At 35.6% G+C, this 22,662-nt stretch carries 17 protein-coding genes and 1 pseudogene; 9 read left to right on the top strand and 9 right to left on the bottom strand.

Annotated features, from left to right (window positions below; all coding sequences use genetic code 11):
• The first annotated feature begins 103 nt into the window (after positions 1–103).
• The 6 genes from F6K18_RS09765 (at position 104) to F6K18_RS09740 (ending at position 7,063) form a co-directional block, all read left to right on the top strand.
• A complete protein-coding gene (locus tag F6K18_RS09765) occupies positions 104–259 on the top strand; it encodes a hypothetical protein (protein WP_287308870.1) in 156 nt (51 codons plus the stop codon).
• Positions 260–964: 705 nt separating this feature from the next.
• The gene (gene hpsE, locus F6K18_RS09760) at positions 965–1,927 is read left to right on the top strand and encodes a hormogonium polysaccharide biosynthesis glycosyltransferase HpsE (protein WP_287520490.1); all 963 of its coding nucleotides are present in this window, start codon (positions 965–967) and stop codon (positions 1,925–1,927) included.
• 19 nt (positions 1,928–1,946) lie between these two features.
• Positions 1,947–3,011: a polysaccharide pyruvyl transferase family protein gene (locus F6K18_RS09755; protein WP_287520488.1), complete on the top strand. Its 1,065-nt coding sequence runs from the start codon at positions 1,947–1,949 to the stop codon at positions 3,009–3,011.
• 252 nt (positions 3,012–3,263) lie between these two features.
• A complete protein-coding gene (locus F6K18_RS09750; RefSeq protein WP_287520486.1) occupies positions 3,264–5,063 on the top strand; it encodes an asparagine synthase-related protein in 1,800 nt (599 codons plus the stop codon).
• 16 nt (positions 5,064–5,079) lie between these two features.
• Entirely contained in the window at positions 5,080–6,279 is a 1,200-nt protein-coding gene (locus F6K18_RS09745) for a hypothetical protein (protein ID WP_124146007.1), read from the top strand.
• Between the two features lie 31 nt (positions 6,280–6,310).
• Positions 6,311–7,063 (top strand): class I SAM-dependent methyltransferase, encoded by a 753-nt coding sequence (locus tag F6K18_RS09740; RefSeq protein WP_124155279.1) that lies wholly within the window; start codon positions 6,311–6,313, stop codon positions 7,061–7,063.
• A 235-nt stretch (positions 7,064–7,298) separates the two neighbouring features.
• Here F6K18_RS09740 and F6K18_RS09735 read toward each other — a convergent pair whose 3' ends face one another.
• The 7 genes from F6K18_RS09735 to F6K18_RS09705 form a co-directional block, all read right to left on the bottom strand.
• Positions 7,299–7,634 (bottom strand): hypothetical protein, encoded by a 336-nt coding sequence (locus tag F6K18_RS09735; RefSeq protein WP_287520483.1) that lies wholly within the window; start codon positions 7,632–7,634, stop codon positions 7,299–7,301.
• Between the two features lie 6 nt (positions 7,635–7,640).
• Positions 7,641–7,844: a hypothetical protein gene (locus F6K18_RS09730; protein WP_287520482.1), complete on the bottom strand. Its 204-nt coding sequence runs from the start codon at positions 7,842–7,844 to the stop codon at positions 7,641–7,643.
• A gap of 138 nt (positions 7,845–7,982) precedes the next feature.
• Positions 7,983–9,467, bottom strand: coding sequence for a DASH family cryptochrome (locus tag F6K18_RS09725; protein WP_287520480.1), 1,485 nt, complete (start codon positions 9,465–9,467; stop codon positions 7,983–7,985).
• A 702-nt stretch (positions 9,468–10,169) separates the two neighbouring features.
• Positions 10,170–10,826 carry an alpha/beta hydrolase gene (locus F6K18_RS09720; RefSeq protein ID WP_287520478.1) on the bottom strand — a complete coding sequence of 219 codons (657 nt, stop codon included), beginning with the start codon at positions 10,824–10,826 and terminating at the stop codon, positions 10,170–10,172.
• 52 nt (positions 10,827–10,878) lie between these two features.
• A complete protein-coding gene (locus F6K18_RS09715; RefSeq protein ID WP_287520477.1) occupies positions 10,879–11,379 on the bottom strand; it encodes a hypothetical protein in 501 nt (166 codons plus the stop codon).
• Between the two features lie 587 nt (positions 11,380–11,966).
• Complete coding sequence (locus tag F6K18_RS09710; protein WP_287520476.1) at positions 11,967–12,953, bottom strand: heme o synthase; 987 nt, start codon at positions 12,951–12,953, stop codon at positions 11,967–11,969.
• Between the two features lie 556 nt (positions 12,954–13,509).
• Positions 13,510–14,424: a heme A synthase gene (locus F6K18_RS09705; protein ID WP_287520475.1), complete on the bottom strand. Its 915-nt coding sequence runs from the start codon at positions 14,422–14,424 to the stop codon at positions 13,510–13,512.
• Positions 14,425–14,952: 528 nt separating this feature from the next.
• On the opposite strand from F6K18_RS09705, the gene F6K18_RS09700 reads away from it, so the two are divergent.
• The 3 genes from F6K18_RS09700 (at position 14,953) to F6K18_RS09690 (ending at position 19,212) form a co-directional block, all read left to right on the top strand.
• Entirely contained in the window at positions 14,953–15,972 is a 1,020-nt protein-coding gene (locus F6K18_RS09700) for a cytochrome c oxidase subunit II (protein WP_287520473.1), read from the top strand.
• Positions 15,973–16,220: 248 nt separating this feature from the next.
• On the top strand, positions 16,221–17,960 hold the full coding sequence (gene ctaD / locus F6K18_RS09695) for a cytochrome c oxidase subunit I (RefSeq protein WP_287520472.1): 1,740 nt from the start codon (positions 16,221–16,223) through the stop codon (positions 17,958–17,960).
• A gap of 616 nt (positions 17,961–18,576) precedes the next feature.
• Positions 18,577–19,212 (top strand): heme-copper oxidase subunit III, encoded by a 636-nt coding sequence (locus F6K18_RS09690; RefSeq protein ID WP_287520470.1) that lies wholly within the window; start codon positions 18,577–18,579, stop codon positions 19,210–19,212.
• A 358-nt stretch (positions 19,213–19,570) separates the two neighbouring features.
• Here F6K18_RS09690 and F6K18_RS09685 read toward each other — a convergent pair.
• Positions 19,571–20,718 (bottom strand): annotated as a pseudogene (locus tag F6K18_RS09685) (RNA-guided endonuclease InsQ/TnpB family protein).
• Positions 20,719–21,044: 326 nt separating this feature from the next.
• Positions 21,045–22,049, bottom strand: a complete 1,005-nt coding sequence (locus F6K18_RS09680; protein ID WP_287520469.1) for an AraC family transcriptional regulator — start codon at positions 22,047–22,049, stop codon at positions 21,045–21,047.
• Positions 22,050–22,662: the final 613 nt, after the last annotated feature.

The raw sequence follows: 22,662 nt of genomic DNA, 5'->3' as shown, positions 1-22,662 counted from the left end.
TTTTGTTTGTTTTGAATATATTAACAGTCGGACTTTGGACGTGAGACTGACATATTTCTATGTTTAATCTGTTAAATTAACACTCTAGCAGAGCATTTAGATAGTGTCAAGTCCTTACTCAATTTTTTCATGGCCAGATACCAAGTTATATCAAATCCGGTTGAATACTTACCACATAGTTGAGAGTAGGGGACCCACCCCTCGCCCCTCCCCCTCCCAGGAGGGGAGTAGGGGAGATTTAGATAGACATCTTCAATAATAAAAAATCAAATCAATTATCGTACAGAAATTATCAATTATTTCCCTCTATTCCCTACTACCTATGCGTGGAAAAGATGTCTAATATTGGAGTAATTTAAGAAATTATAAACAGATATTATATAGCCGGATTCTATGTGCAATTAACAGGATTTGTATTATCATTTTCTTTGTGGGTTTAATACCCCACCGTCAACGGGGGTGTTCACGCATTACTTGGGGGAGCGTAGACGCGGAGCGGCCCTTCGTTGACTATCCCCATGTAATTTTCCTCCTGTCTCCAGTATAGCTGTCTCCTGTCTCCTTCTTCAAAGCATTTCTAAAAAGTAATGCGATGAGTAAAGTCATTTACTGCTATGAATAAAGGTTTATTATTCGTCGAGTATATGTAGCAAAAATGCGCGACATTTGGTATATCCTTTCCCCAGCAACTGAGCTACAGTCTATTATTTACCATCCTTGGTTGTACTGAAATCAATGTGCTTCACCACACTGAGAAATCACTGATAAATGCTATTTTACTCCAAACAATCAATCAAAATATTGTCATTTTTATCGATGAAATTTATAGTATTTTCAGCCTGTATGCCATAATAAAAATTATGGGATGTTTTCCAGATTAACATCGAACTATGGAGAATAATGAATTAAAGTCTTAAGTAATTAAGACTTTAATTCCGGTAAATTAGTAAACTAAAACCCATTTATGTTCCAATTTACAATAGCTATATGTACTTATAATGGAGAAACTCGTTTAGGTGAAGTTCTAGAAAAACTCAGTCATCAATTAAATCAGCACAATATTTCTTGGGAAGTTTTGGTTGTTGATAATAATAGCCAAGACAAAACCGCTGAATGTGTGTGTCAGTACCAAACTCTTTGGGCAGGAAAAATTGAATTAAGATACACTTTTGAATCAAAACAAGGATTAGCTTTTGCTCGACAAACTGCTATTGAAAAAGCGCGAGGTAAATTAGTAGGATTTATTGATGATGATAATTTTCCTCAAAAAGATTGGTTAGAAAAAGCTTATTTATTTGCTCAAAACCATCCCCTAGCTGGAGCATTTGGTGGTCAAATTGAGGGAGCTTTTCAAAAAGAACTGCCAAAAGATTTTGATAAAATAGCGAGTTTTTTAGCAGTAATTGACCGTGGAAAACAAGCTTTGATTTATCCACCAGAAAAACGAATTCTCCCTCCTGGAGCGGGACTAGTTGTTCTTCGTCAAGCTTGGTTAGACTGTGTTCCGAAAAAATTATTTCTCACAGGTAGAACTGGTAACTCTATGTTAGCCAGTGAAGATTTAGAAGCTTTATCCTATATCCAACGTGGCGGTTGGGAAATTTGGCATAATCCTCAGATGGTAATTACACATAAAATACCTCCATATCGCTTAGAAAAAAAATATTTACTTTCTCTAGTACGGGGTGTTGGTTTAGCAAGACATCATATCAGAATGATTCGTATAAGTAGTTGGCAAAGACCCTTGGCTGCGCCTATTTATATTGCTAATGATTTTAGGAAAATTTTATTGTATTATTTACAGCACAGAAAACATTGTAAAACAGAACTTAGTTTAGCTTGCGAGATAGAATTTTTATGGAGTACTTTATTCAGTCCTTTTTATCTGTGCAGAAAACAGCTATATGACTATTTTAGACAAACTTAAATAAATTTTAGATAATACTATGACAACCCCTGAAGATATCAAAAAAAAGTTGTATTATTCTCTAGCCAATCTAGAAAAATATGAAAAATGTGCTTTACTAGATTATCCTGATTATTTGAATTTAGGAGACCATCTAATTTGGTTAGGTTCCGTTCTTTATCTAACTGAAGTTAATCACACAAAAATTGGATATGCTGCCAGTGTGAAAAATTTTTCTGCTAGAGAAATGGAAGAAAAAATTGGTCAAGCTCCTATCTTTCTTAATGGTGGTGGAAATTTAGGGGATTTGTGGGGAGAATGTCAAAAATTTCGAGAGAAAATTATTACTCAATATCAAGACCGCCCTATAATAATTTTTCCCCAAAGTATTTACTTTAAAAACTTAGAAAATCTCAAAAAAACAGCAAATATTTTTAATAGTCACCCTGCTCTAACGATTTTTGTTAGAGATAGTCTAAGTTATAAACTAGCTAGTGAATATTTTACTAAATGCCAAATTTTTATGGCTCCTGATATGGCTTTTCAAATGGTTAATAGTCTGAACAGAGAGCAACAACAAAATTACAACAATTCTATACTGTATCTATGTCGAGATGACCGTGAATTGAATCAAACTTTTGCTCCTAGTCAGCTCGGATTATCTAATTTAGTCATTGCAGATTGGGTTTCTTACAAATGGGTTTTAGGAGTTGAAAAAACTAAGTTGCTGAGATGGGTAGCAACTCTATTTAGAGAAGGATGGCAAAGAGGTTTAGCTACTCCCCAAGAATGGTTTACTAGGCAACAATGGCTAGCTTCTCATCCCTATACACTCAAGTTTCAGAATTTACAATACTCTAGTTTACACAGTCGGTCGTGGCACTTTATTCATAGTGCAATCTATCAATTGCAACGCCATAAATTAATAATTACCAATCGTTTACACGGTCATATTTTATGTATTTTACTTAATAAACCTCACATATTTTTGCCCAATGCTTATCATAAAAATGAATTATTTTATCAAACCTGGACATCGAAAATTTCCTTTTGTAAATTTGTCAAAGACTTAGATAAAATTAGTAAGTCAGTATCTGAATTATGAGTTAATTAGAATATGAGTTAATTAAAATTTTCTCCTAACTCAGTTGTTCAATAAATAGGTAGGCATTAAAATTTATAGTTAGAGTCAGGCAGGGAATAGAGGGGATAAAGTAGAAGGGAAAATGCTTATAAACTACTTTAGTTTTTATTACATACTTAATTTTTTTTCGTGATAAATAAAATCACTTTTTAACAGCTCAGATATAATTAGTTATATAATTAAATATAAAAATAGGAAAAAAATCAATAAATTATGGCTAATCTAATAATTATTGTCGATCCAGATCCAGAACGCAGAACAAATTTTATTAACAAAGTTAAGCCATTATTACCACCCTTCACAGGATTAGTAACTAACTCTTGTACGACAGGAAATTTTGCCAGTATTTGGGCGGCTAATTCTCAAGCTCCTATCAGTCATTGTACTAATAATAATGGCGCTGCGGTAGTGTGGGGACACGCCATAACCCACAATTCAACCGAGCAGATTAATGCAGAATCTTTGCAACAAAAATGGCAACCTGGCAAGATTAATAATGCTTTTCCTACCTTTGATGGTTTTTATGCTGCTGTAGTTTACAATCCCGAACATGGACTAATAGTTGGAGCAGATTTATTAGGTTTTTTTCCTCTTTATTATGACACCGATGAAAATGTTATTCTGATTGGCTCAAGTCCAGAACTTTTTAGGTATTATCCTAACTTTAATCCTCAATTTAATCCACAAGGTTTAGTAGGATTATTATTACTGCGGGTTTTAGTTAACGGAGAAACACTTTGGTCAAATGCCAAACGTTTAGGTGCAGGAAATATTCTGCAATGGCAGCCTGAAACTGGTGCTAAAGAGTTAGAACATTATCGTCTTCCTTGCTCTAGGGAGCATACTCCCTATTCCCATCTTTCATTTGCAGAACATTTAGACATTTTAGATGAAGCAATTGACCAAGCGATCGCCCGTCACACCTCCACGAGCAAAAAACATAACTTTCTGTTGTCAGGAGGGTTAGACTCGCGGATGTTAGCCGGATTTCTCCACCGTCAAGGCATTAATCCAGTGGCCTTTACCTTAGGAAAACAGGGCGATATAGAACTAGAATGTGCCACTGCTGTAGCTCGTCACCTAAATTGGGAACACCAAGTCGTTTCAACTCCGATGAGCCAGTATCCTTTTTATGCTAACTTTGTCGTCAATTGGGAACACTTAGCTGGAGGTTTGGGTGGTACGACTGGGATGGTTTCCGATGCTCATTTCTATTTAAAAAATTCACCAGCAACTATTATTAATGGTTTTGCAATGAATTCAATTTTGGGCGACTGTCTTCGATGTTACCCTATTTCTTTTCAATCAATTTTTAGCGAATTAAATAGTAAGGGACTTTCCCAAGAGGTATTAAGTAAATTACTCAACCAAGATATATTTGGCGATCTGCTCTCAGATACTCTCCGTATTCTTAAAAAAAATTACGAAGAATACTCCGATTTAGAGTGGCAAAAAGTCTTGTATTGTCGTCTTTACAATAACGACCGATTTGTCATGGGTACAAGTCTTTGGGAAAGTTCCTTTGGTGCGTGGCCGATACTCATAGTATTAGATAAAAAACTGTTAGAAACTGCCGTTTTATTACCAACTTCAACAATGAATAAAAGACGAGCGCAAAAAGAACTTGTCTGTACTAGATTTCCACAACTTGCACAATTACCATTAGACCGGAATTCTTGGAATACAGAACCATTAAAACCCAGCTCAATTCGTCAGCAATTGAGTATATTATTCAAAGCACAGCAAAAATGGCGGAGGTTACAGGTCGAATTTGGTTATGACCGACGTTATTACTATCGAATTGCTGATATTAACAATGTAGGATGGCAAGCAGTACGAAGAGAAGTAGAACCATTACGCTCCAAAGTAGAACATTTATTTAATATGGATGTTTTTAATGAATTGCTACCTCCTCCTGACGTTAAATTAAAATTTAAGTCAGATTCTATTCTAGAAGCTTCTGGAATTAAGGTTTTATTAGGATTGTTACTCTGGTCAAAAAATCACCTGTAATTCATCTGTAAATTTAATGTCTAAAACTCATCTCTGGCAAGAAGAAATAGTTGAAGCTAATGGTTTGATGACTATTAGCGTAACTATTGAAAATCCTCAACAAAATCGACAGCAACTTTGGTATCGCATCCCCAAAAATTATCGTTCTATTTTAATTTCAAGCTGTGACCCTTTTGTCATTGCTATCATTTTTCTAGCAATGAATCAAGGCACAGATTTAATGGTGCATGGAGAAGTTTCTCCCTCTTTACTGAGAAATTTAGAAGAATTCCAAATAATTTGGTCTGCTTGGAAACCAGAGCAATATAATATCATCCAAATTAACGCTGAAACTGAAAAAGAACAAGAAACAATTTTAGCAACAGAGAAAGCAATTAGTGCTTTTTCTGGAGGAGTTGATAGTTGTTTTACCGCCTTTCGCCATAGTCGAGGAAATTGTGGTAGACAAAAACGTAATCTGAAAGCTGGTTTAATGGTGCATGGTTTTGATATTCCCGTAGAGCAAGAAGAAATCTTTTCTCGTGCTGCTCAAAAGTCTCAAATTATGTTATCAAGTTTAGGCATGGAATTAATCCCCATAGCAACTAATTTTCGCAAAGTAATTAAACTTAATTGGGAAGATGTTTTTGGCACAGCGATCGCCTCTTGTTTAAACTTAGTTAAAAAAGGTTACAATACAGGGTTAATTCCTGCTTCTTATGCCTACCGAGATATTACTTTACCTTATGGCTCAAATCCCCTCACTGATCCTTTACTATCAAGTAAGTCTTTTACCATCATTTATGATGGGGGAAAATTTGGTCGCTTAGAGAAAATAAAAGAGATTTATAATTGGGATGAAGCTTTAGTAAACTTAAGAGTTTGTTGGCAAGGTGAACAAAAAGATCGTAACTGTGGACGTTGCGAAAAATGTATTCGCAATATCTTAAATTTTCGAGCTTTAGGTTATGAATTACCACCTTGTTTTCCGAAAGATGTTACAAACAAACAAATTGCTAATCTTAAGCTTAGAGGTGGATCTTTGGATTCAATGGAACACATTCTCAAACTAATTAAAATTAATCAAATTTCTGGTTTTTGGATCAAAGTTTTGCAAGCAACTGTTCTCAAAAACCGCATATTGATAAATTTAGAAAAAATGATTCCTGATTCGGGGAAAGAGAAGTTACGGCAATTAAAATTTTTGTTAAATAATAATCTAAAACATAAAAGATAATTGCATAACAAAATTTTGAGGAGAGGGTAAAATGTTTAAAAATTACAAAGATATATTTAATCAACGAGGTACTTTATACCATCAAGGAATGCTGAAGTATCCTCTAGCCAGAGCAGCAGAATTTAACAATATAATTAAATTGTCTGACTTACAAGATAATCAGATTATTTGTGATATGCCTTCAGGGGGATGCTATATTAGTAATTTTATTCAACAGAATCTGAAAATTATTTCTATAGAAACATCGAATGAGTTTATTAAAGATTCTCACAATACAGTCAACAATACTATTGTAGTTTGTGAAGATATCAGTAATATTCCACTTAACTCAAATAGTATTGATCGGATTATGAGTTTGGCTGGATTGCATCATATCGAGCATAAAGTTGACTTTTACAAAGAAGCTTACCGTTTATTAAAGACAAAGGGAATATTTTGTATTGCAGATGCTTTAAAAGATTCAAAAGTTGCTAACTTTTTAAACATTTTTGTCGATCAATATAATTCTATGGGTCATCAAGGTAATTTTTTAACAGAAAACACAAAAGATGAACTAGAATTCATTAATTTTCAAGTGGTACATAATGCTTCTATTAGTTATCATTGGTGTTTTGATTCAGTAGCTAGTATGGTAGATTACTGCCAGTTACTTTTTGGTATTGATCAAGCAAACTATAACCAGATTCTCGAAGGTATAGAAACATATTTAGGCTATTATCTAGAAAATGATAAATGTTATATGAATTGGGAACTACATTTTCTCAAATCTATTAAAGATAATTAGGTTTTTACTATTAATTTATCGCTACTTTTAATGTAAAAAATTTAATTATTAAAAATCTGTTATGTCAACCATTCTTGATCAGAATCAGCATTAATAGGAAGTTGAATTATATTCGAGGATAAATCACTTTGAATAACATCTCGATTGCGTAATTTATTAAGTTGAAGAAAAAACACTATTGGGACTAAGGGTAGTGCATCAAGAAACTGTGGGAATGATCATATGAATATTGTCCCTAAATAGTTGAAACGATTATTGTAGATTTTTTCAACGCTCTAGTAAATACATCTTCTTGTGAAATAGGAATATCTAAACCATGTATCATTAAATCAGCTAATAAATTATGTTTTTTTCTTCTATAAACATCTTGACTATGACGAAAAGTAGTAAAACAACTATCTAAACCACCTGAAAATGCTGAAATAGCTTGTGGTTGACCTAATGGCTTTTCTAATTCTTTTTCTGTGTCTGCTTGAACCATAATTTTTGTATATTTTTGCAATGGATAGCAGCACCATGCGTCTTGAAATTCATCTAAAATTATCCAGTAAAGATTGAGAAACTTGACCATGGATAATTAATCGCAACCTTGACTCATTGCTAATAAAATTGTCGCAATCACAAAAGAATCACAGTTAGTGTTTATATCTTCTTGATATTTAAGAGAAAAACGATACCAAAGATTAACTTGAGATTGATTTGACATTTCTATAGTGGTACTGACATGAACTAAATTATCGATTATTTTAGTTTCTTCTTGCCAAAGATGTATTTTGGCCATTACTATATTATAATTTGCTTTAGGAATAGAAATATTTGATATTAACAGTCAAGTCTTTGAGAAACAAAAAATTTTGTTAGACAATACAATAATAAAACTTACTATATTTGAGCAAACTTATTAATACCTGTCTGCCATTCAATATTTATGCTTTCTTATTGAGGGTTTTAATGCACCGTTATAAATTTTTTCATTCTCCTTAACAGACTGCCACAAATCAATCATTGGTTGTGGATAATCAACACCAATTTTTACTCCAAACTTCTCTTGTTCAACAGGTGATAATTTCCCAGGTTCATGTATTTTAGCAGCAGGTATTCCTTTTAATTCTGGCAACCAATGTTTAACATATTTTCCTTCAGGGTCGTAATCTTTTGCCTGTTTAGGGATATTAAAATAACGAAAACCTCGTGCATCATTTCCTACTCCAGCAGTATAATTCCAATTTCCCCAGTTACTACAAACATCATAATCTATCAGTAAAGACTCAAACCATTCAGCACCCATTTGCCAATTAATTCCTAAATTTTTAGTCAGAAAACTAGCAACATTTTGTCTACCACGATTTGACATAAAACCTGTCATTAAAAGTTCGCGCATATTAGCATCTACTAAAGGAAATCCTGTTTTACCTTCTTGGCATTTTCTAAATTTTTCCCAATCTTCCTGCCAAGGAATAGCTACTCCTTGTAAACCAGATTTATAAAATACTTTATTCCCATGTTTTTGACAAATAAATCGGAAATAATCTCGCCATAATAATTCAAATATCAACCAATAAGTAGAATTATTTTTTACCCTCCGTTCTTCATATTTTTGCACCTGTTCATAAATATAACGAGGTGATAAACATCCTAAAGCTAACCAAGGAGAAAATTTAGAGGAATAATTTGCCCCTAGCATTCCATTTCTTGTTTCTTTATAAACTTTTAGACAATCTTGCTGCCAAAAGTAATTTTTTACTCTTTCTTTTCCAGTAGTTTCTCCGCCTCTAAATGTTAAAACTGCTCGTGAATCTTGTGGTGGTAATTCTAGATTGAGTTTGGATAAAGTAGGTAATTCTCCCAGGTCAACTTCTGGCAAAAATGGTAATTTTTTAGGAGTTGAAAATGTAGGATTTATAGTAGATTTTTTTTCTATTTCTTTCCGAAAACTGGTAAATACTTCTGGTAATTGTTTAATTTCAAAAGGTAAATCATCAGGATGGTAAAGTGTATGACCCCAAAATGATTGAAACTTAACCCCAATTTGTTTTAATGCTTGGTGAAGTGCTGTTTCTACTTGAATTTCTTCTGCTGTAACTTCTCGATGAAAAAATACAGATTTAACTTTTAATTCTTGAGCAAGTTGAGGAATTGCTATTTCTGGTTTTTGTTGACTAATTATTAAATTACTACCTAGTTTTTGCAGAGTATTACGCAACTCAGTAATACTTTCAATTAAAAATTTTGCCCGAAAAGCACCTGTTTTAGGAAAGCCAAAATTTGTCTTACCAAATTGTCTTGGATCGAAGCAATAAATAGGAATAATTTGAGCCTTAATTTTTAATGCTTTATCGAGCGGTTCATGGTCATGGACGCGTAAGTCGTTACGATACCATAATATAATTCTGTCTTGGTTCATAAGCTGTTATAACATTTTGAAAAAAGAATATTACAAATAATAAGGGGAATCAAAATACTTTACAGGAGATGTCCCTTTGACTAAAAAGATAACTTATATCAAATCCGTTTAATTGGACATAAAAAAATTCTCCAATCGTTATAACTACGCTCATCTTTGTCATTCTCTCTCCTCCTGACTCCTGAGGACTGACTCCTCCTGACTTAACCATTCTATGGCTGTTTAACCGGATTTGATATTACGACCTAATATAATAAATGGAATTGAAGCTATTCATTATAAAAATGAGGGTAATTGCGATGTTGATGATAGTAGATAAAGTCATAATTATCTTTAAGGTATATATTGTAAAATTTGTAAGTCAATAATATAAAATTTTTATCTGGACTGTGGAGACTAAGTACTATTAAAAAGGGAATAGATAACAGTAAAGAAGGGAAAACAGCATTAAATAGTAGCTTTCTCAAAGGATTAGTAGGTACTCAAGACAGGGTTTTGTCTAATAAAAATATCAAGCTAGATTGACCTCCATGAAATTTTTCGCCATTTTAAATCTCTAGCCTCAAATGCTGGTGTTGGTCGCTGTAATTTTAGCTTTCTCGAAAAAGTTTTCAGAACTCCTAATTTTGCAGCAATCCACTCCGCTGATTCTTCTCCTTTCCAGTAATCACTATGACCGTAGGTTGTTTCTTTAGTATTAGATCAAACTCCCTTATGGGGGTTTCCTTTTAAACCTACAGCCTCATCAAATCCTTCTCCTGCTAATTTTTGACCTAGAGGAAAAGTCCATTTTAAAACATCATCTTTTTTTGAGTATAAGATACTATATTTTTCTGTAGAAGAAATACTTGAATTTAACTGTTTATCTGGTTGTACCATAGACACTGGGACAGCAGGAGCCATTAAGAAAACTTCCAATCTAAGGTTAGTATTTACTGTCTTTTTTAAAGCTTCAAGTAATAAACGACAGCCTAAAGAGTGTCCTATTAATGTAATACGAGGTTGCTCATTACTTGTGGAAATTAAATTTAATTTGTTTAAATATTTAGCAAACCTTTCTCCACAAATTTTAGCGGTATTTACTGTTTTAAAATAAGATAATATACTATCAAGTTTATTAGGTTTATCAGAAGGCCACAAAAAACAATAGATGGCTTTGTTGAGTTTTGATAATTGACTAGAGTATTTACTAAAGTTTTCTTGAAACTTTGTGTATGCTTCTTTCGCTCCTTCTTCCGAAACATTATATCCATGAACTAGAATAATTATGTCACGATCAGGTATCTCAGTTTTACCATCAACTTTTTCTTTGATTGCATATATATTTTTTCGGATGGTTATTATTTTATCTTTCTGCATTGTTGTCGTTGAGCATTTTCAGATATTGTTAATATTTAACAGCAAAATTTTTCTATTTCTTGTAAAGTATATTGACTAATAAATTACGAATTGTCGGAGCTAAAAATCCTGATATCATAGAAACAAGCAATGCAATTATCTCATTTTCACTCCCATCACTGAGATTAAACACAGACTTATTGGCAGGTGTCAATAAGAACTCTAAAATTATAAAAGCGATCACGATTGAGAAAAAATAGTCTATTTTAAGCCAAAACTTAGCTAGAGTGATTTGAAGATCATCAAGACCTATCTCTGCCTGATTAAGTACCTGTTCCTTTATAATAGATAAATCACTTTGTTCCTCGTTCGATAAGTTTTGAGTATTTTGATTTTTTAATCTTTCTAAATTTTCTGGAGGTACATTGTAAGCAAATATCTCTAATAAATCACCCTCTCCAGACTCAAGTTGATTCCGTAAAGCATTGGCAACCTGACCACATAGCTGTTGATAGGGAAGAGAATAAATATTTGCTCCATTACCTGTCCCTATCGAACGTTGAAAAACACTCATCTTTTGTTTAATAGGAGTAAGATTTCTCCTTTTCATCCATAGTTTAATACAGTATCTTTGTAGCAAAGAACGAATACCGAAATGGTAAATAGCTTCTGTTAAGATAGCTGTTATAATTGACTAGATCAAAATGGTACTAGCAACATACCATGTATCATGTATTATTATGTAATCTCTGTATAAGAACTTTGTATTTATCAGCCTCTGAGGACTCGGAACCTGAGACTCCAACCATCAATGTCAGTAGTCCTGAATATAGTAAAGTATGTATAATCTAAATTCCTAAAGTGATAAGATATTTAGCATTTAAACAACTATATATTTAATTTTTGTTAAAAGCAACAGGTTAAGATGCAGTATAAAATCTAAATGATTTTTAGCTTATACACAAGATTAGTTAATTTTTCTATAAAAGGGAAGTGTGAGAGAATAAATACCAAAAATAAAATCGTAAGGTTGGTATAAAAAAAAATTAATATTATAACCTAATTCTAAATATTTATCAAACTACAAATTGTCAAACTAAAAGGCAGGCAAAATGCCTACCTGAAACAAAATTATATTGTCTAACTATTGTCCAATAGTAACTAAGATAAAATTGCGATCGCACTACCAATAAAAGTTTGCAAATTATCCGCTACAGCAGTAGTAATTCCGCGAGTAAAAGGTAAACTGTCAATCACCATAACTAAACACAATAACATCATGTAGTAGATGGAATACTTAAACAGCGATCGCGCTACATCTCTATTGGAAGGCTCTTTTAATAATAGCCAAGCTTTCTTGATAAAGACTCCACCGAGGAGAGTTGCCAATACTGCATAAACTGCTCCACTCGCGTGCAACGGATAAACTAGCAACAACGTCATCGGAATCAAAATCAGACTGTAAACCCAAATCTGTTTAGCTGTTTCCTCATTTCCTTCAATTACAGGTAACATTGGCACTCCCACTTCCTTATATTCATCGCGAATATAGATTGCCAAAGCCCAAAAATGAGGAGGAGTCCAAATAACGATAATTGCAAATAGTAACCAAGCAGTCCAACTCAACTCACCAGTAACAGCTGCCCAACCTACTAATGGAGGAATAGCACCAGCAGCACCGCCAATTACAATATTTTGTACGCTATGACGTTTTAACCAGTGGGTGTAAATACCAACGTAGAAAACGATTCCAGACATTGCCAACAGTGCTGCTAGTAAATTAGCAAATACTGTGAGTAAAGTAAATGATGTAGCTGCTAGAGTGAATGCAAAAATTAAAGCATCGCGGGGTTTGACTCTCCCAGAGGGAATAGGACGCCAGCGAGTACGCTCCATAATATAGTCAATATCGCTGTCGTAGATGCAGTTAATAGCGTTAGCTGCACCAGAAGCTAATGCACCACCTATTAATGTCACGAATAGTAGAAGGGGAGAGACTTCTCCTTTTGCTCCCAACCACATTCCGGCTGCTGTTGTAATTAGTAGCAGTAGAATAATTCTAGGTTTTGTTAGTTGATAATAGCTTTTGAGTACTTGTAGGATATTATCATGGCGTCGTGGAAGATGATGAGAAATAACTTCTTGCATAGATTCTTAGTTTGTTAATTTTCTGTTTTAACTGATTTTTGTTTCCGTAGTCTAAAGTTTATGGGCAGTATAAAAACGGATATTAGTACCAGTTAATTTTTGATGTTAGCCAGTTTAAAAAATTTAGTCCGGTTGAATAGTTGTACAGCATATTTCGGGCAAACGATCTACGGTGAAATTCTTGTAGTGCGGGCATCTTGCCCGCTAGTTCTGTACTCACCGATAGCTGACAGTGCTGTAAACGGACACTAAATCGAGTGAGGGCGTTAGCGGAGCTTTGCGTAACGCAAATGCCATTCGCCCCTACAGATGGCGTTTTCAAGGTAAATTTGCGTAAGTCCTGTAATTTAATAACTCACAAAAGAGGGTTATATTACTGTATCTATGTTAACAATTAACTAGCTTTTAGCATTTCCTGACGGAATGCTCCGCAAACAGCTATCAGCTTTTATAGGTCTGGGTTTAAATCCCCAGTTCTATAAACCGGAAGGTTTAGAAGGAGGTTTCAATCCCTTTCTAAAAGTTTACTGCTGACTGCTGACTGCTGACTGCTTTTTTAAGCTTTTGCAAATTGTCGATCGCGTAAAGCAATAACAGTAAATGCGACTAAAGTTCCTAATAATGCTGCTCCTACAGCTTGGTGAGATACGGTCAATAACTCAATTTGCAGACGTAACCGGAAGGTCATAACCCCCAAACTAATCTGAGCTAATACTAATAAACCAGACCAGTTTGCTAACTTTCGCAGCAGCGGATGTAAGGCAGAGGTGCGCCACGCCATTACTACCAATGCTAATGTTGCTAAAGTCGGAGGAACAACGCCAGCAATATGACTATTCATTATTTTACAAAGTTCCGCCACTCCAAAACATTGATGCAATGCCCACTGAGAAGCAACCAACCCACCGAGTAAACTTTGTAAATAAACTAAAATTGCAGCAGTTAATCCTACCGAAGGTAGTTTACCAACATTACCTGTACCTTTATAAGGCATCATTGACAAACTTATAACTAATAGAGTCATAAAGTAAAGCAAAGCAGTACCAAGGTGAGCGGTGACAATATCAAAGCGTAATAATTCTGTGACAGTTAATCCACCGAGTACCCCTTGGAAAACTATTAGTCCCAGAGCAAAAGTCGATGCCCAAGGTAGCCAGCTTGGCAATTCTCGTCTATGCCACCATGATAAACCCATGAGAGCGATCGTGCCAAAACCGATTAAACTTGCATCTAGTCGGTGAAACCACTCTAAAAATACTTGCAGATTCATCTGTGCCATTGGTACTAATTTACCATAACACAACGGCCAATCAGGACAGGCTAAACCTGCATTCATAACTCTGGTAGCACTGCCAATAGCCATTAGTAATAGGGTTGCTATACATAGTTTCCAAACCAAACCACGAATGCGTTCGCGCGCTGGAGACTGAGAGGAAATAATTGTATTGTTATTTAAAACAGAATTGGCCATAAGATTTTTATTAGCTGTAATCTAAAATCTTGCTAAATTAACAACATACTGAATCTTAAATTCAGAAATAATCATCACATCTGACAATTATTAATGTGTCTAATTTTTGTTACTATAAGGGATACTATCTGAAGATTTGTTCTGCTTTAGAAAGTTTTCTGATTTAAATTTTATTTACAGCTTACTGTTATCAGTGTTACTGATTTTCCCCAAAAAAATATTTTTAACTTTTTCTTTAATTTCTAATAAATTAATCAATCAAAGTATGCAATTTAAGAGTACATATTTAATTTAACTTTGTTTATACAAACTGTGGGGTAATTTTTGAGTGCAATAGTTAAAATAATATAAACTCTCTCGAGAGAAATCTATGAAAAACTAAGATAATCTATAATTTTGATAAATAGTAACAATTATATCTAGTTTATAAGTAGATGCTTAGTTTAACCTATGTAATTGAGTATGACAAAAAGTCAAAGACTCCTCTGCCTAGGCTAGGGGGAGGAAGACAAATTAAAGAGGTAATATATGGAAGAAAAAGAAAAAATACCAGTCTCAGTAATCACCCTAGTAGTTGGTATAATAATCACCATAATTAGCGTGTGGTTAGGTCAAAATCATGGTCTATTACCAGAGCAAGCATCAGTACAAGCTCCTCTGGTGGACGGTTTTTTTGACGTCATGTTTACTATAGCAGCAGCTTTATTTCTAGTTGTAGAAGGAACAATTGTCTTCTCTGCAATAAAATTTCGTAGACGCAAAGGGGACGATGGTGATGGCGCTCCCTTTCGGGAAAATTTACCATTAGAAATATTTTGGACTGCAATTCCATCCATCATTGTGATTGGTCTTGGTATCTATAGTGTAGATGTATACAGACAGATGGGTGGGTTCGATCCAGCAGGAACAAAAGTAGCTCATGTTTCTTCATCCGAACTGCAAACAGTGAAGTCAGGATCAGCTCTGGCAGCTCCCCTAATAGCAGACGCTGAAGGAATGGAGTCAGAGGAAGTAGCTACAAAAGAAGTGAGCAAATATGGCTTTGGGGCAACTCCTGAAGAGGGAGCTAACCCAGCAGATGTAGTTGTTGACATTACAGGAATTCAGTATGGATGGCTGATGACCTATCCCGAAAGTGGTGTTCTAGCAGGAGAACTCCATATTCCTGTCAACAAGGATATACAAATCAACCTTTCTGCTCAAGATGTGATTCATGCTTTCTGGATACCTGCTTTCCGTTTGAAGCAAGATGCAATTCCTGGTAAAAATACGCAACTCCGGTTCGTAGCTACCAAAACTGGTGAATATCCAGTATATTGTGCAGAACTTTGCGGTGCTTACCACGGAGCAATGAGAACACAAGTAGTTGTTGAAACTCAAGAAGAGTATGAAGCTTGGATAGAAGAAAATACTTTTGCCGAGCAACCACAGTTGAATCAAGCTGTAGCAGTAAATACTGCTGATTTATCAGAATCGGAGTATCTTAGCCCTTATGCTAATGAAATGGGTATCGATTCCGAAACATTAAATCAAATTCACCCAAACTAGACTAGTGCCGCTACGCGGAAGTTAAAAGTCAAAAGTTTTGTATTTGTTTATTGATAGGACTTTGTAACCAGTCAGTTATTTCCGCCATCCTGCACTAGAACTACTAGCAGCTAATACTTTCTCACAGGAGAATCCAAAAATCCCTATTCTTACAGGGGAAAAGTTGGGGAGGAGTCAGCTCCAAAGGTAAAAAAAAATGAGTTCAACCTCCCCAATAATTAATTCGTAATTGTCAAAATAATTTACAGATGACACAAACACAAATTCCTTTAGAAACCAAACCAGAACCGGAAAAAGCACATCCGGAGGCATGGAAATGGTATCACTACTTCGGCTATAACATAGACCACAAAGTAATCGGCATTCAATATCTGGTTACCGCCTTCATCTTTTATCTCGTCGGTGGTCTCATGGCCATGGCTATGCGTGCAGAACTCTACACACCAGATGCAGACTTTCTCGACCCAAATGTTTACAACTCCTTCCTGACAAATCATGGCACGATTATGATTTTCCTGTGGATCGTGCCTGCTGCCATTGGAGGTTTTGGTAACTATCTAGTCCCCCTAATGGTGGGAGCTAGAGATATGGCATTTCCTAACCTCAATGCGATCGCCTTCTGGCTCAACCCAGTTGCTGGAGCATTCTTAATTGCTAGTTTAGCTTTTGGTGGCGCGCAAAGTGGTTGGACTGCTTATCCCCCATTAAGCATCATTACTAATAACATCGGACAAACTTTATGGATTCTCTGTATTGTATTAGTGGGAACTTCCTCCATCATGGGTGCGCTAAACTTTATCGTCACCATCCTCAAAATGAAAGTTCCTAGTATGAAGTGGGAACAACTACCCCTATTCTGCTGGGCAATCTTAGCAACTTCCGTTTTGGCACTATGCTCAACTCCTGTCTTAGCAGCAGGTTTAGTACTGTTATTATTTGACATCAACTTTGGCACCGGCTTCTTTAAACCAGAGATGGGCGGTGATGTGGTCATCTACCAGCACTTATTCTGGTTCTATTCTCACCCCGCAGTTTATCTGATGATTCTGCCAATTTTTGGCATTCTCTCAGAGGTCATTCCCGTTCATGCTCGCAAAGGGATATTTGGTTATAAAGCGATCGCTTATTCCAGTCTCGCTATTTGTCTAGTAGGTTTGTTCGTATGGGTACACCATATGTTCACCAGTGGAACTCCTCCTTGGATGCGGATGTTCTTCACCATCTCAACTCTAATTGTTGCAGTTCCCACAGGGGTCAAAATCTTTAGTTGGGTAGCTACCCTCTGGGGCGGAAAAATCCGCTATACAAGTGGGATGCTGTTTGCCATTGGTCTATTAGCAATGTTCGTTATGGGTGGACTAAGTGGTGTAACCATGGGAACAGCTCCATTCGATGTTCACGTCCATGACAGTTACTATGTTGTAGCTCACTTCCATTACGTTTTATTTGGTGGTTCAGTATTTGGTCTGTATGCAGGTATCTATCACTGGTTCCCCAAAATGACAGGTCGGATGTACAACGAAACCTGGGGTCGGGTTCATTTTATCCTGACTTTAATTGGTACCAACCTCACTTTCTTACCCATGCACCAATTGGGTTTACAAGGAATGCCACGTCGTATTGCCATGTATGACCCTCAGTTTGAAGCTATTAACCACATCTGTACTTATGGGTCAATTATTCTAGGTTTGTCTGTAATACCATTCTTCATCAACATGGTTTGGAGTTGGATGTACGGACCAAAAGCTGATGGTAATCCTTGGGGCGGTTTATCCTTGGAGTGGACAACTAGCTCTCCTCCTATCATTGAAAACTGGGAAGTGTTGCCAGTAGTTACTTATGGTCCTTATGATTTTGGCTCTAAGAAAACTCTTGGTATTCGAGAGCGCTTCAAGCTAATTTCACAAGGAAGTTCCAAAGTGAAGGAAACAGGGGTACCTGTATCTGAAGCTGAGTCTTCATCCTTTAACGATGATTCTCAGAATTAACTAGCTATCAGTTATCAGCTATCAGCTATCAGCCAAAAAATTTGTGCATATAATTAGGCACCTGTTTGTGGAGCAGTCCGGACCGAAAAGCTTGGGTAAAACATCCCCAACTTCTATAAATAAGTCGCTTAATTTTAGAAGAGGTTGCGCATCCCCTTTCCCTACCGGAATGCTACGCAAACACCCTTGCACTGACCGCTGATTGCTGAACTGCTGGCAAGTGGAGCATTCCAAACCGAAACACTTTTTAATTTTCTAGAGAACAATTAGAATACTTTCTAGTTTGTTCTGTATGTAGAAATTCAGTAGTTAGAGGAGTTAGTGGTTGTATAGAACCCATTTGATAGCTATATAATTATGGTGTAAGAGTCTTTTCGCGCATCAATGAGTGAGGAAAAATTATCTGAAGGAATGTTGAATTTTTTGTATGATCACAAACCCATATATTCCCTCTTTCCTTTTCCCTCTTAACTCCTGTCTCCTGTCTCCTGTCTCCTGACTCCTAGATAAAAAAACTTGATATTTATCAAGATACCAAATGGGTTTTATAGACTGCCAACTACTTTAGATATCAACTTTCAGAAATTATTTTTGTTTATTTTAGGTACAAGAAATTATGCAAGGTTCAACAATTGAAACAACTAATAATTTAGTTGATACTTCCGTCCAATCTGCATCAGCAGAGGCAGGTCATCACGAAGAACATCCGGATTTACGAGTTTTCGGATTAATCACATTTCTTGCTTCTGAATCTTTGATGTTTGGGGGACTATTTGCTGCTTATTTAATTTACCGAGCAAATGCCGGGGTTTGGCCTCCTGAAGAAACAGAAGTTGAGTTGTTATTGCCAACTATCAACACTATTATTCTGGTTTCCAGTAGTTTTGTCATTCACAAAGGTGATACTGCTATCAAAAAGAACAATCTCTCAGGAATGCGTCTATGGTATATAGTTACGGCAATCATGGGTATTATCTTTTTGGGTGGTCAGGTTTATGAGTACATGACTTTAGGTTATGGTCTGACTACTAATGTGTTTTCCAACTGTTTTTATGTGATGACTGGTTTCCACGGTCTGCACGTTTTTGTTGGTGTGCTACTTATTCTCGGTGTATTGTGGCGTTCTCGTCGTGCTGGTCATTACAATGGAGAAAAGCACGTTGGTATTGAGATGGCAGAAATATATTGGCACTTTGTTGATATTATCTGGATTGTTTTATTCACTTTGCTTTACATTTTGACTCAGATTTAATTTGTACGCAAAGGCATTTATTGTCGCTAAACTTGCGTTGCATTTGACAAAATTATACACCATTTGTAGGGGTTAACGGCCGTTAACCCCTACTATATTTTGTGGTTATATAGAATCCGGTTATCTTAACTTTGGTTGAAGACCCGCGCTCTCCCGCAGGGGAGCTATGAACTTTCCCAAAATCAACAGAAAAACTATCACATTTTTTCTTTAAAAGTTTAGCTTAAAGTAACACAATAGACCACTATCATCTGCTCTATAAAACTAATACAAAGCGTCACATAACGTGACAAATTGATGTTTACTTCCTGCTTTCCTACGGAATGCTACGCAAACCACTGAGGCCGTCGGCGGTTACTCATCCACAGGCATTCACGGTCGAACCGACCGCATCTCTCAAATTTATACTGGCGTTTAAATCTCTGTCTATTGACAAGCCACATTCTGGACAGTCATAAGTCCTTACATTTAAGGGCAGATCTTGAACATGACCACAATTCGAGCAAGTTTTTGATGATGGAAAAAACCTATCAACTATTACTAACTCAGAACCGTACCACCGTGTTTTATATTCTAGCTGTCGCCTGAACTCATAAAAGCACTGTCTACTTATGGATTTAGCTAGTTTATGGTTAGCTAACATTCCACTAACGTTTAAATTTTCTATGACAATAGTGCCGTGGTTCAAGACTTGCGTATGTTGTCAATTTATGAAGTGCATCTTTACGGATATTAGCTACTTTTGCGTGTAGCTTGGCAATTTTGAGTTGTGAAGAACGCCAATTAGCTGAACCAATATTTTTATTTCGGTTTAGATATTGTAGTTGGGAAAGCTTGGCTTCAAACTGGCGGTATGACTTGACGATGCGCAAAAACTTTTCCATCACTTAATGTAGCTAAGGTTTTAATGCCTAAATCTACACCTACAACTTCAGTAGTTTTTGGTGTTGGAGTTGGAGTAAATTCATAACTGAAACTTAAGTACCAATCACCTGCGTGTCTACTAATAGTTATCTTTTTAGTTGTTGCTTCAATGGGTTCATAAGTTTTTATCCATCCGATGAAAGGTAATTTATGATTCCATCCATTTAACTCTATTGGTTTTCCAGAATTATCTATTGTGAATGAATCAGACCGACCTTTCTTCTTAAACTTTGGATGTTTACCTAACCCTTGTTTGCGTTTGCGTAGCATCCCGTAGGGAAGCATTCCGAAGGAAAAGAATCTTTTAAATGCTTCACCTAAGTTTATGTTTGCGCAGCATTCCGTAGGAAAAGCGTATTGATAAACTTTAGATGAAAGATTTTTCATCCAGGGATAGAGTGGTTTTGTATGATTAGTAAAAACTTCTCTGAGTTTACGGGCATTCGGTTTGTAACCATCAATGTATGCAGCATTCCATAAACTTAAACCCCAATTATAAACCCACCTTGAATAACCTGCGTGTTGGGCTAAAAGCGTTTTTTGCTGATTATTTAATTTGAGTTTGGTTCTAATGGATTTCATCTATGAGATGCGAAGAGTTTGCCTAAAGTTTATTGGAGTGTAAATTATTATATAGTTATTATTTGATTTACGTCAATACTCTTTTTTGGGGGTTGCACATTATGGAATGATGTTGCCAAAAATTGCTTTAGATTTTGACTAAGAAAAACCTAATATTAATCATTCTGGCAATTGATTAATCCACAATCCAATTCAATCAAAAATCTCAAATCATTCGTCGCTGTGCAACACCCTTTTTTGAGTTGACGACTGTATTTTCAATCACCAGAGAAAACTATTTTATTATACTGCATTATAACTTAAATTGTCAACTAGGTAAAAACTATCTATGGTTTCTTTCCCAACGTCTCTGAAGGCAACTCCCCAAACATGGCTTTGTAATCTTTAGTAAAATGACTTTGATGGTAGAACCCAAATTGATTAGCGAGGGTAGCTATTTTACAAGTTTCTGGATCGCTTGCTTTCAGGTGTTGTCGTACTGCATTGAGTCGTCGCACCTTCAGATAACGCATCGGACTCATGCCAAATAAGTTCTGAAAACCATAGGATAAGGCAGAACTGCTAGACTCTAAATTTTCAGCTAGCTGTTTCAACGTTAGGGGTTTTTCTAAGTGCGCTAACATTTTTTTCTCTGCTTGAACAATCAATTTTGCTCTTCGAGAAGGTTTGAGGAAAGATTTGGAATTCCGCTGAATGGGAATCTGGCTAATTAACAAAGGAACAAAATCATCAGTAACGAGTTTCTCAATATGAGGTTTTTGTAACCAATTTGGTTCGTGTACTGCTAACCAAAATAGTTGTTTCAGGTAATCTTTAATTTCTTTCATCCCGGTTGGTAACAAATTCACATGATTTTTACTCAGGAAATTATCGTCTAGATCGTGACGTTGTAGTTTGTCTGCATAAGCATCAAAAGTTTTAACAGGCATTGAAACTTGTGTGAACGTTCCACCTTGAGGAAATATTAAGTTTGTTTCCCTATTATTGAAAGCAAAAAGAGTCCTTTCAGGCTTGATCAAGTGACCGAAGGTGTAACATTCCTTTTCATTCTCAGACCAGACTATCGAAAAAGATAAGTATCCCTTAAAACCATCTCCCAAAGCACGAGTTCCTTGGTTCGCCTGATTACATAAAAAAAATAAGTCACCAACCTGAATTGAAAAAAACTCAGCTTGAAGAGAACCAGGAGTAAGTTGTATTATTTCTAGCCGACGATAACCAAAAAACTCTTTGAAACCATCCACATCTGTAAAGGATTTGGAGACAATCTTATGATTGCTTGTCCCAGGGTCGTCTTTAGTTTGGGTAATTTTAGTATTGTTTATATCCATCAACACAGTCCTTTTTACTGCAGTCCATTAATAGAAAACAATCAAATAAAATATAAGTAAAACTTATTTTTTTTTAAAAATTTGTTTATCATTTTTGATAACTTAAAAAGTTGGAATTTTCGGTTATTCAAAGTGATAGATTACCACTAAACTAATCCTCAAGTCTTCGGATTACTCCGTTGTGCTACGGAGTGGGTATGACTTTTAACTGATAACTGAAATGACCCATCCTAATTCGATAGATCAATTCAAGGGTGTCCAACTGATAAAGTTCCGATCGCTTGCTTGGAACTCTAAAGTCCATCTCACGGAATAACAAATCGCCATAAAACTTGTTTAATTAAGGCTTTTGGTTCCTATTTAAGTGTGAGATAAGTTTTTGAAGCTAAGTAGGTAAGTGAAAAAAATTACAAGTACGTCATTGCGACTAGAGCGGAGCGGAAGGAAGCAATCTCAAGGGTTCCAACTGCTTTAACATTTGATTGATGAACTATTGTGTCTCTAATTCAGCTAAGACTGTAGAGTCCTGATCGCTAGCTCGGAACTCTACAGGCCATCCCAAGGCTATCCAGATTGTGTTTTGGGATGCAGCCTGAGATTGTGTTAACCCATT

The organism is Okeania sp. SIO2C2 (assembly GCF_010692625.1).
Classification (GTDB): domain Bacteria; phylum Cyanobacteriota; class Cyanobacteriia; order Cyanobacteriales; family Microcoleaceae; genus Okeania; species Okeania hirsuta.
Note: the sequence above shows the minus strand (reverse complement) of the source record. Positions and strands in the feature narration are given on the sequence as shown.

Bases quoted from the DNA above. Each gene is read 5' to 3' on its own strand.
- F6K18_RS09735 (WP_287520483.1), bottom strand. From the start codon at position 7,634: ATGGTCAAGTTTCTCAATCTTTACTGGATAATTTTAGATGAATTTCAA.
- F6K18_RS09750 (WP_287520486.1), top strand. From the start codon at position 3,264: ATGGCTAATCTAATAATTATTGTCGATCCAGATCCAGAACGCAGAACA.
- F6K18_RS09730 (WP_287520482.1), bottom strand. From the start codon at position 7,844: ATGGCCAAAATACATCTTTGGCAAGAAGAAACTAAAATAATCGATAAT.
- F6K18_RS09690 (WP_287520470.1), top strand. From the start codon at position 18,577: ATGCAAGGTTCAACAATTGAAACAACTAATAATTTAGTTGATACTTCC.
- ctaD (WP_287520472.1), top strand. From the start codon at position 16,221: ATGACACAAACACAAATTCCTTTAGAAACCAAACCAGAACCGGAAAAA.
- F6K18_RS09745 (WP_124146007.1), top strand. From the start codon at position 5,080: ATGTCTAAAACTCATCTCTGGCAAGAAGAAATAGTTGAAGCTAATGGT.
- F6K18_RS09710 (WP_287520476.1), bottom strand. From the start codon at position 12,953: ATGCAAGAAGTTATTTCTCATCATCTTCCACGACGCCATGATAATATC.
- F6K18_RS09680 (WP_287520469.1), bottom strand. From the start codon at position 22,049: ATGGATATAAACAATACTAAAATTACCCAAACTAAAGACGACCCTGGG.
- F6K18_RS09705 (WP_287520475.1), bottom strand. From the start codon at position 14,424: ATGGCCAATTCTGTTTTAAATAACAATACAATTATTTCCTCTCAGTCT.
- F6K18_RS09755 (WP_287520488.1), top strand. From the start codon at position 1,947: ATGACAACCCCTGAAGATATCAAAAAAAAGTTGTATTATTCTCTAGCC.
- F6K18_RS09700 (WP_287520473.1), top strand. From the start codon at position 14,953: ATGGAAGAAAAAGAAAAAATACCAGTCTCAGTAATCACCCTAGTAGTT.
- F6K18_RS09715 (WP_287520477.1), bottom strand. From the start codon at position 11,379: ATGAGTGTTTTTCAACGTTCGATAGGGACAGGTAATGGAGCAAATATT.
- hpsE (WP_287520490.1), top strand. From the start codon at position 965: ATGTTCCAATTTACAATAGCTATATGTACTTATAATGGAGAAACTCGT.
- F6K18_RS09725 (WP_287520480.1), bottom strand. From the start codon at position 9,467: ATGAACCAAGACAGAATTATATTATGGTATCGTAACGACTTACGCGTC.
- F6K18_RS09720 (WP_287520478.1), bottom strand. From the start codon at position 10,826: ATGCAGAAAGATAAAATAATAACCATCCGAAAAAATATATATGCAATC.
- F6K18_RS09740 (WP_124155279.1), top strand. From the start codon at position 6,311: ATGTTTAAAAATTACAAAGATATATTTAATCAACGAGGTACTTTATAC.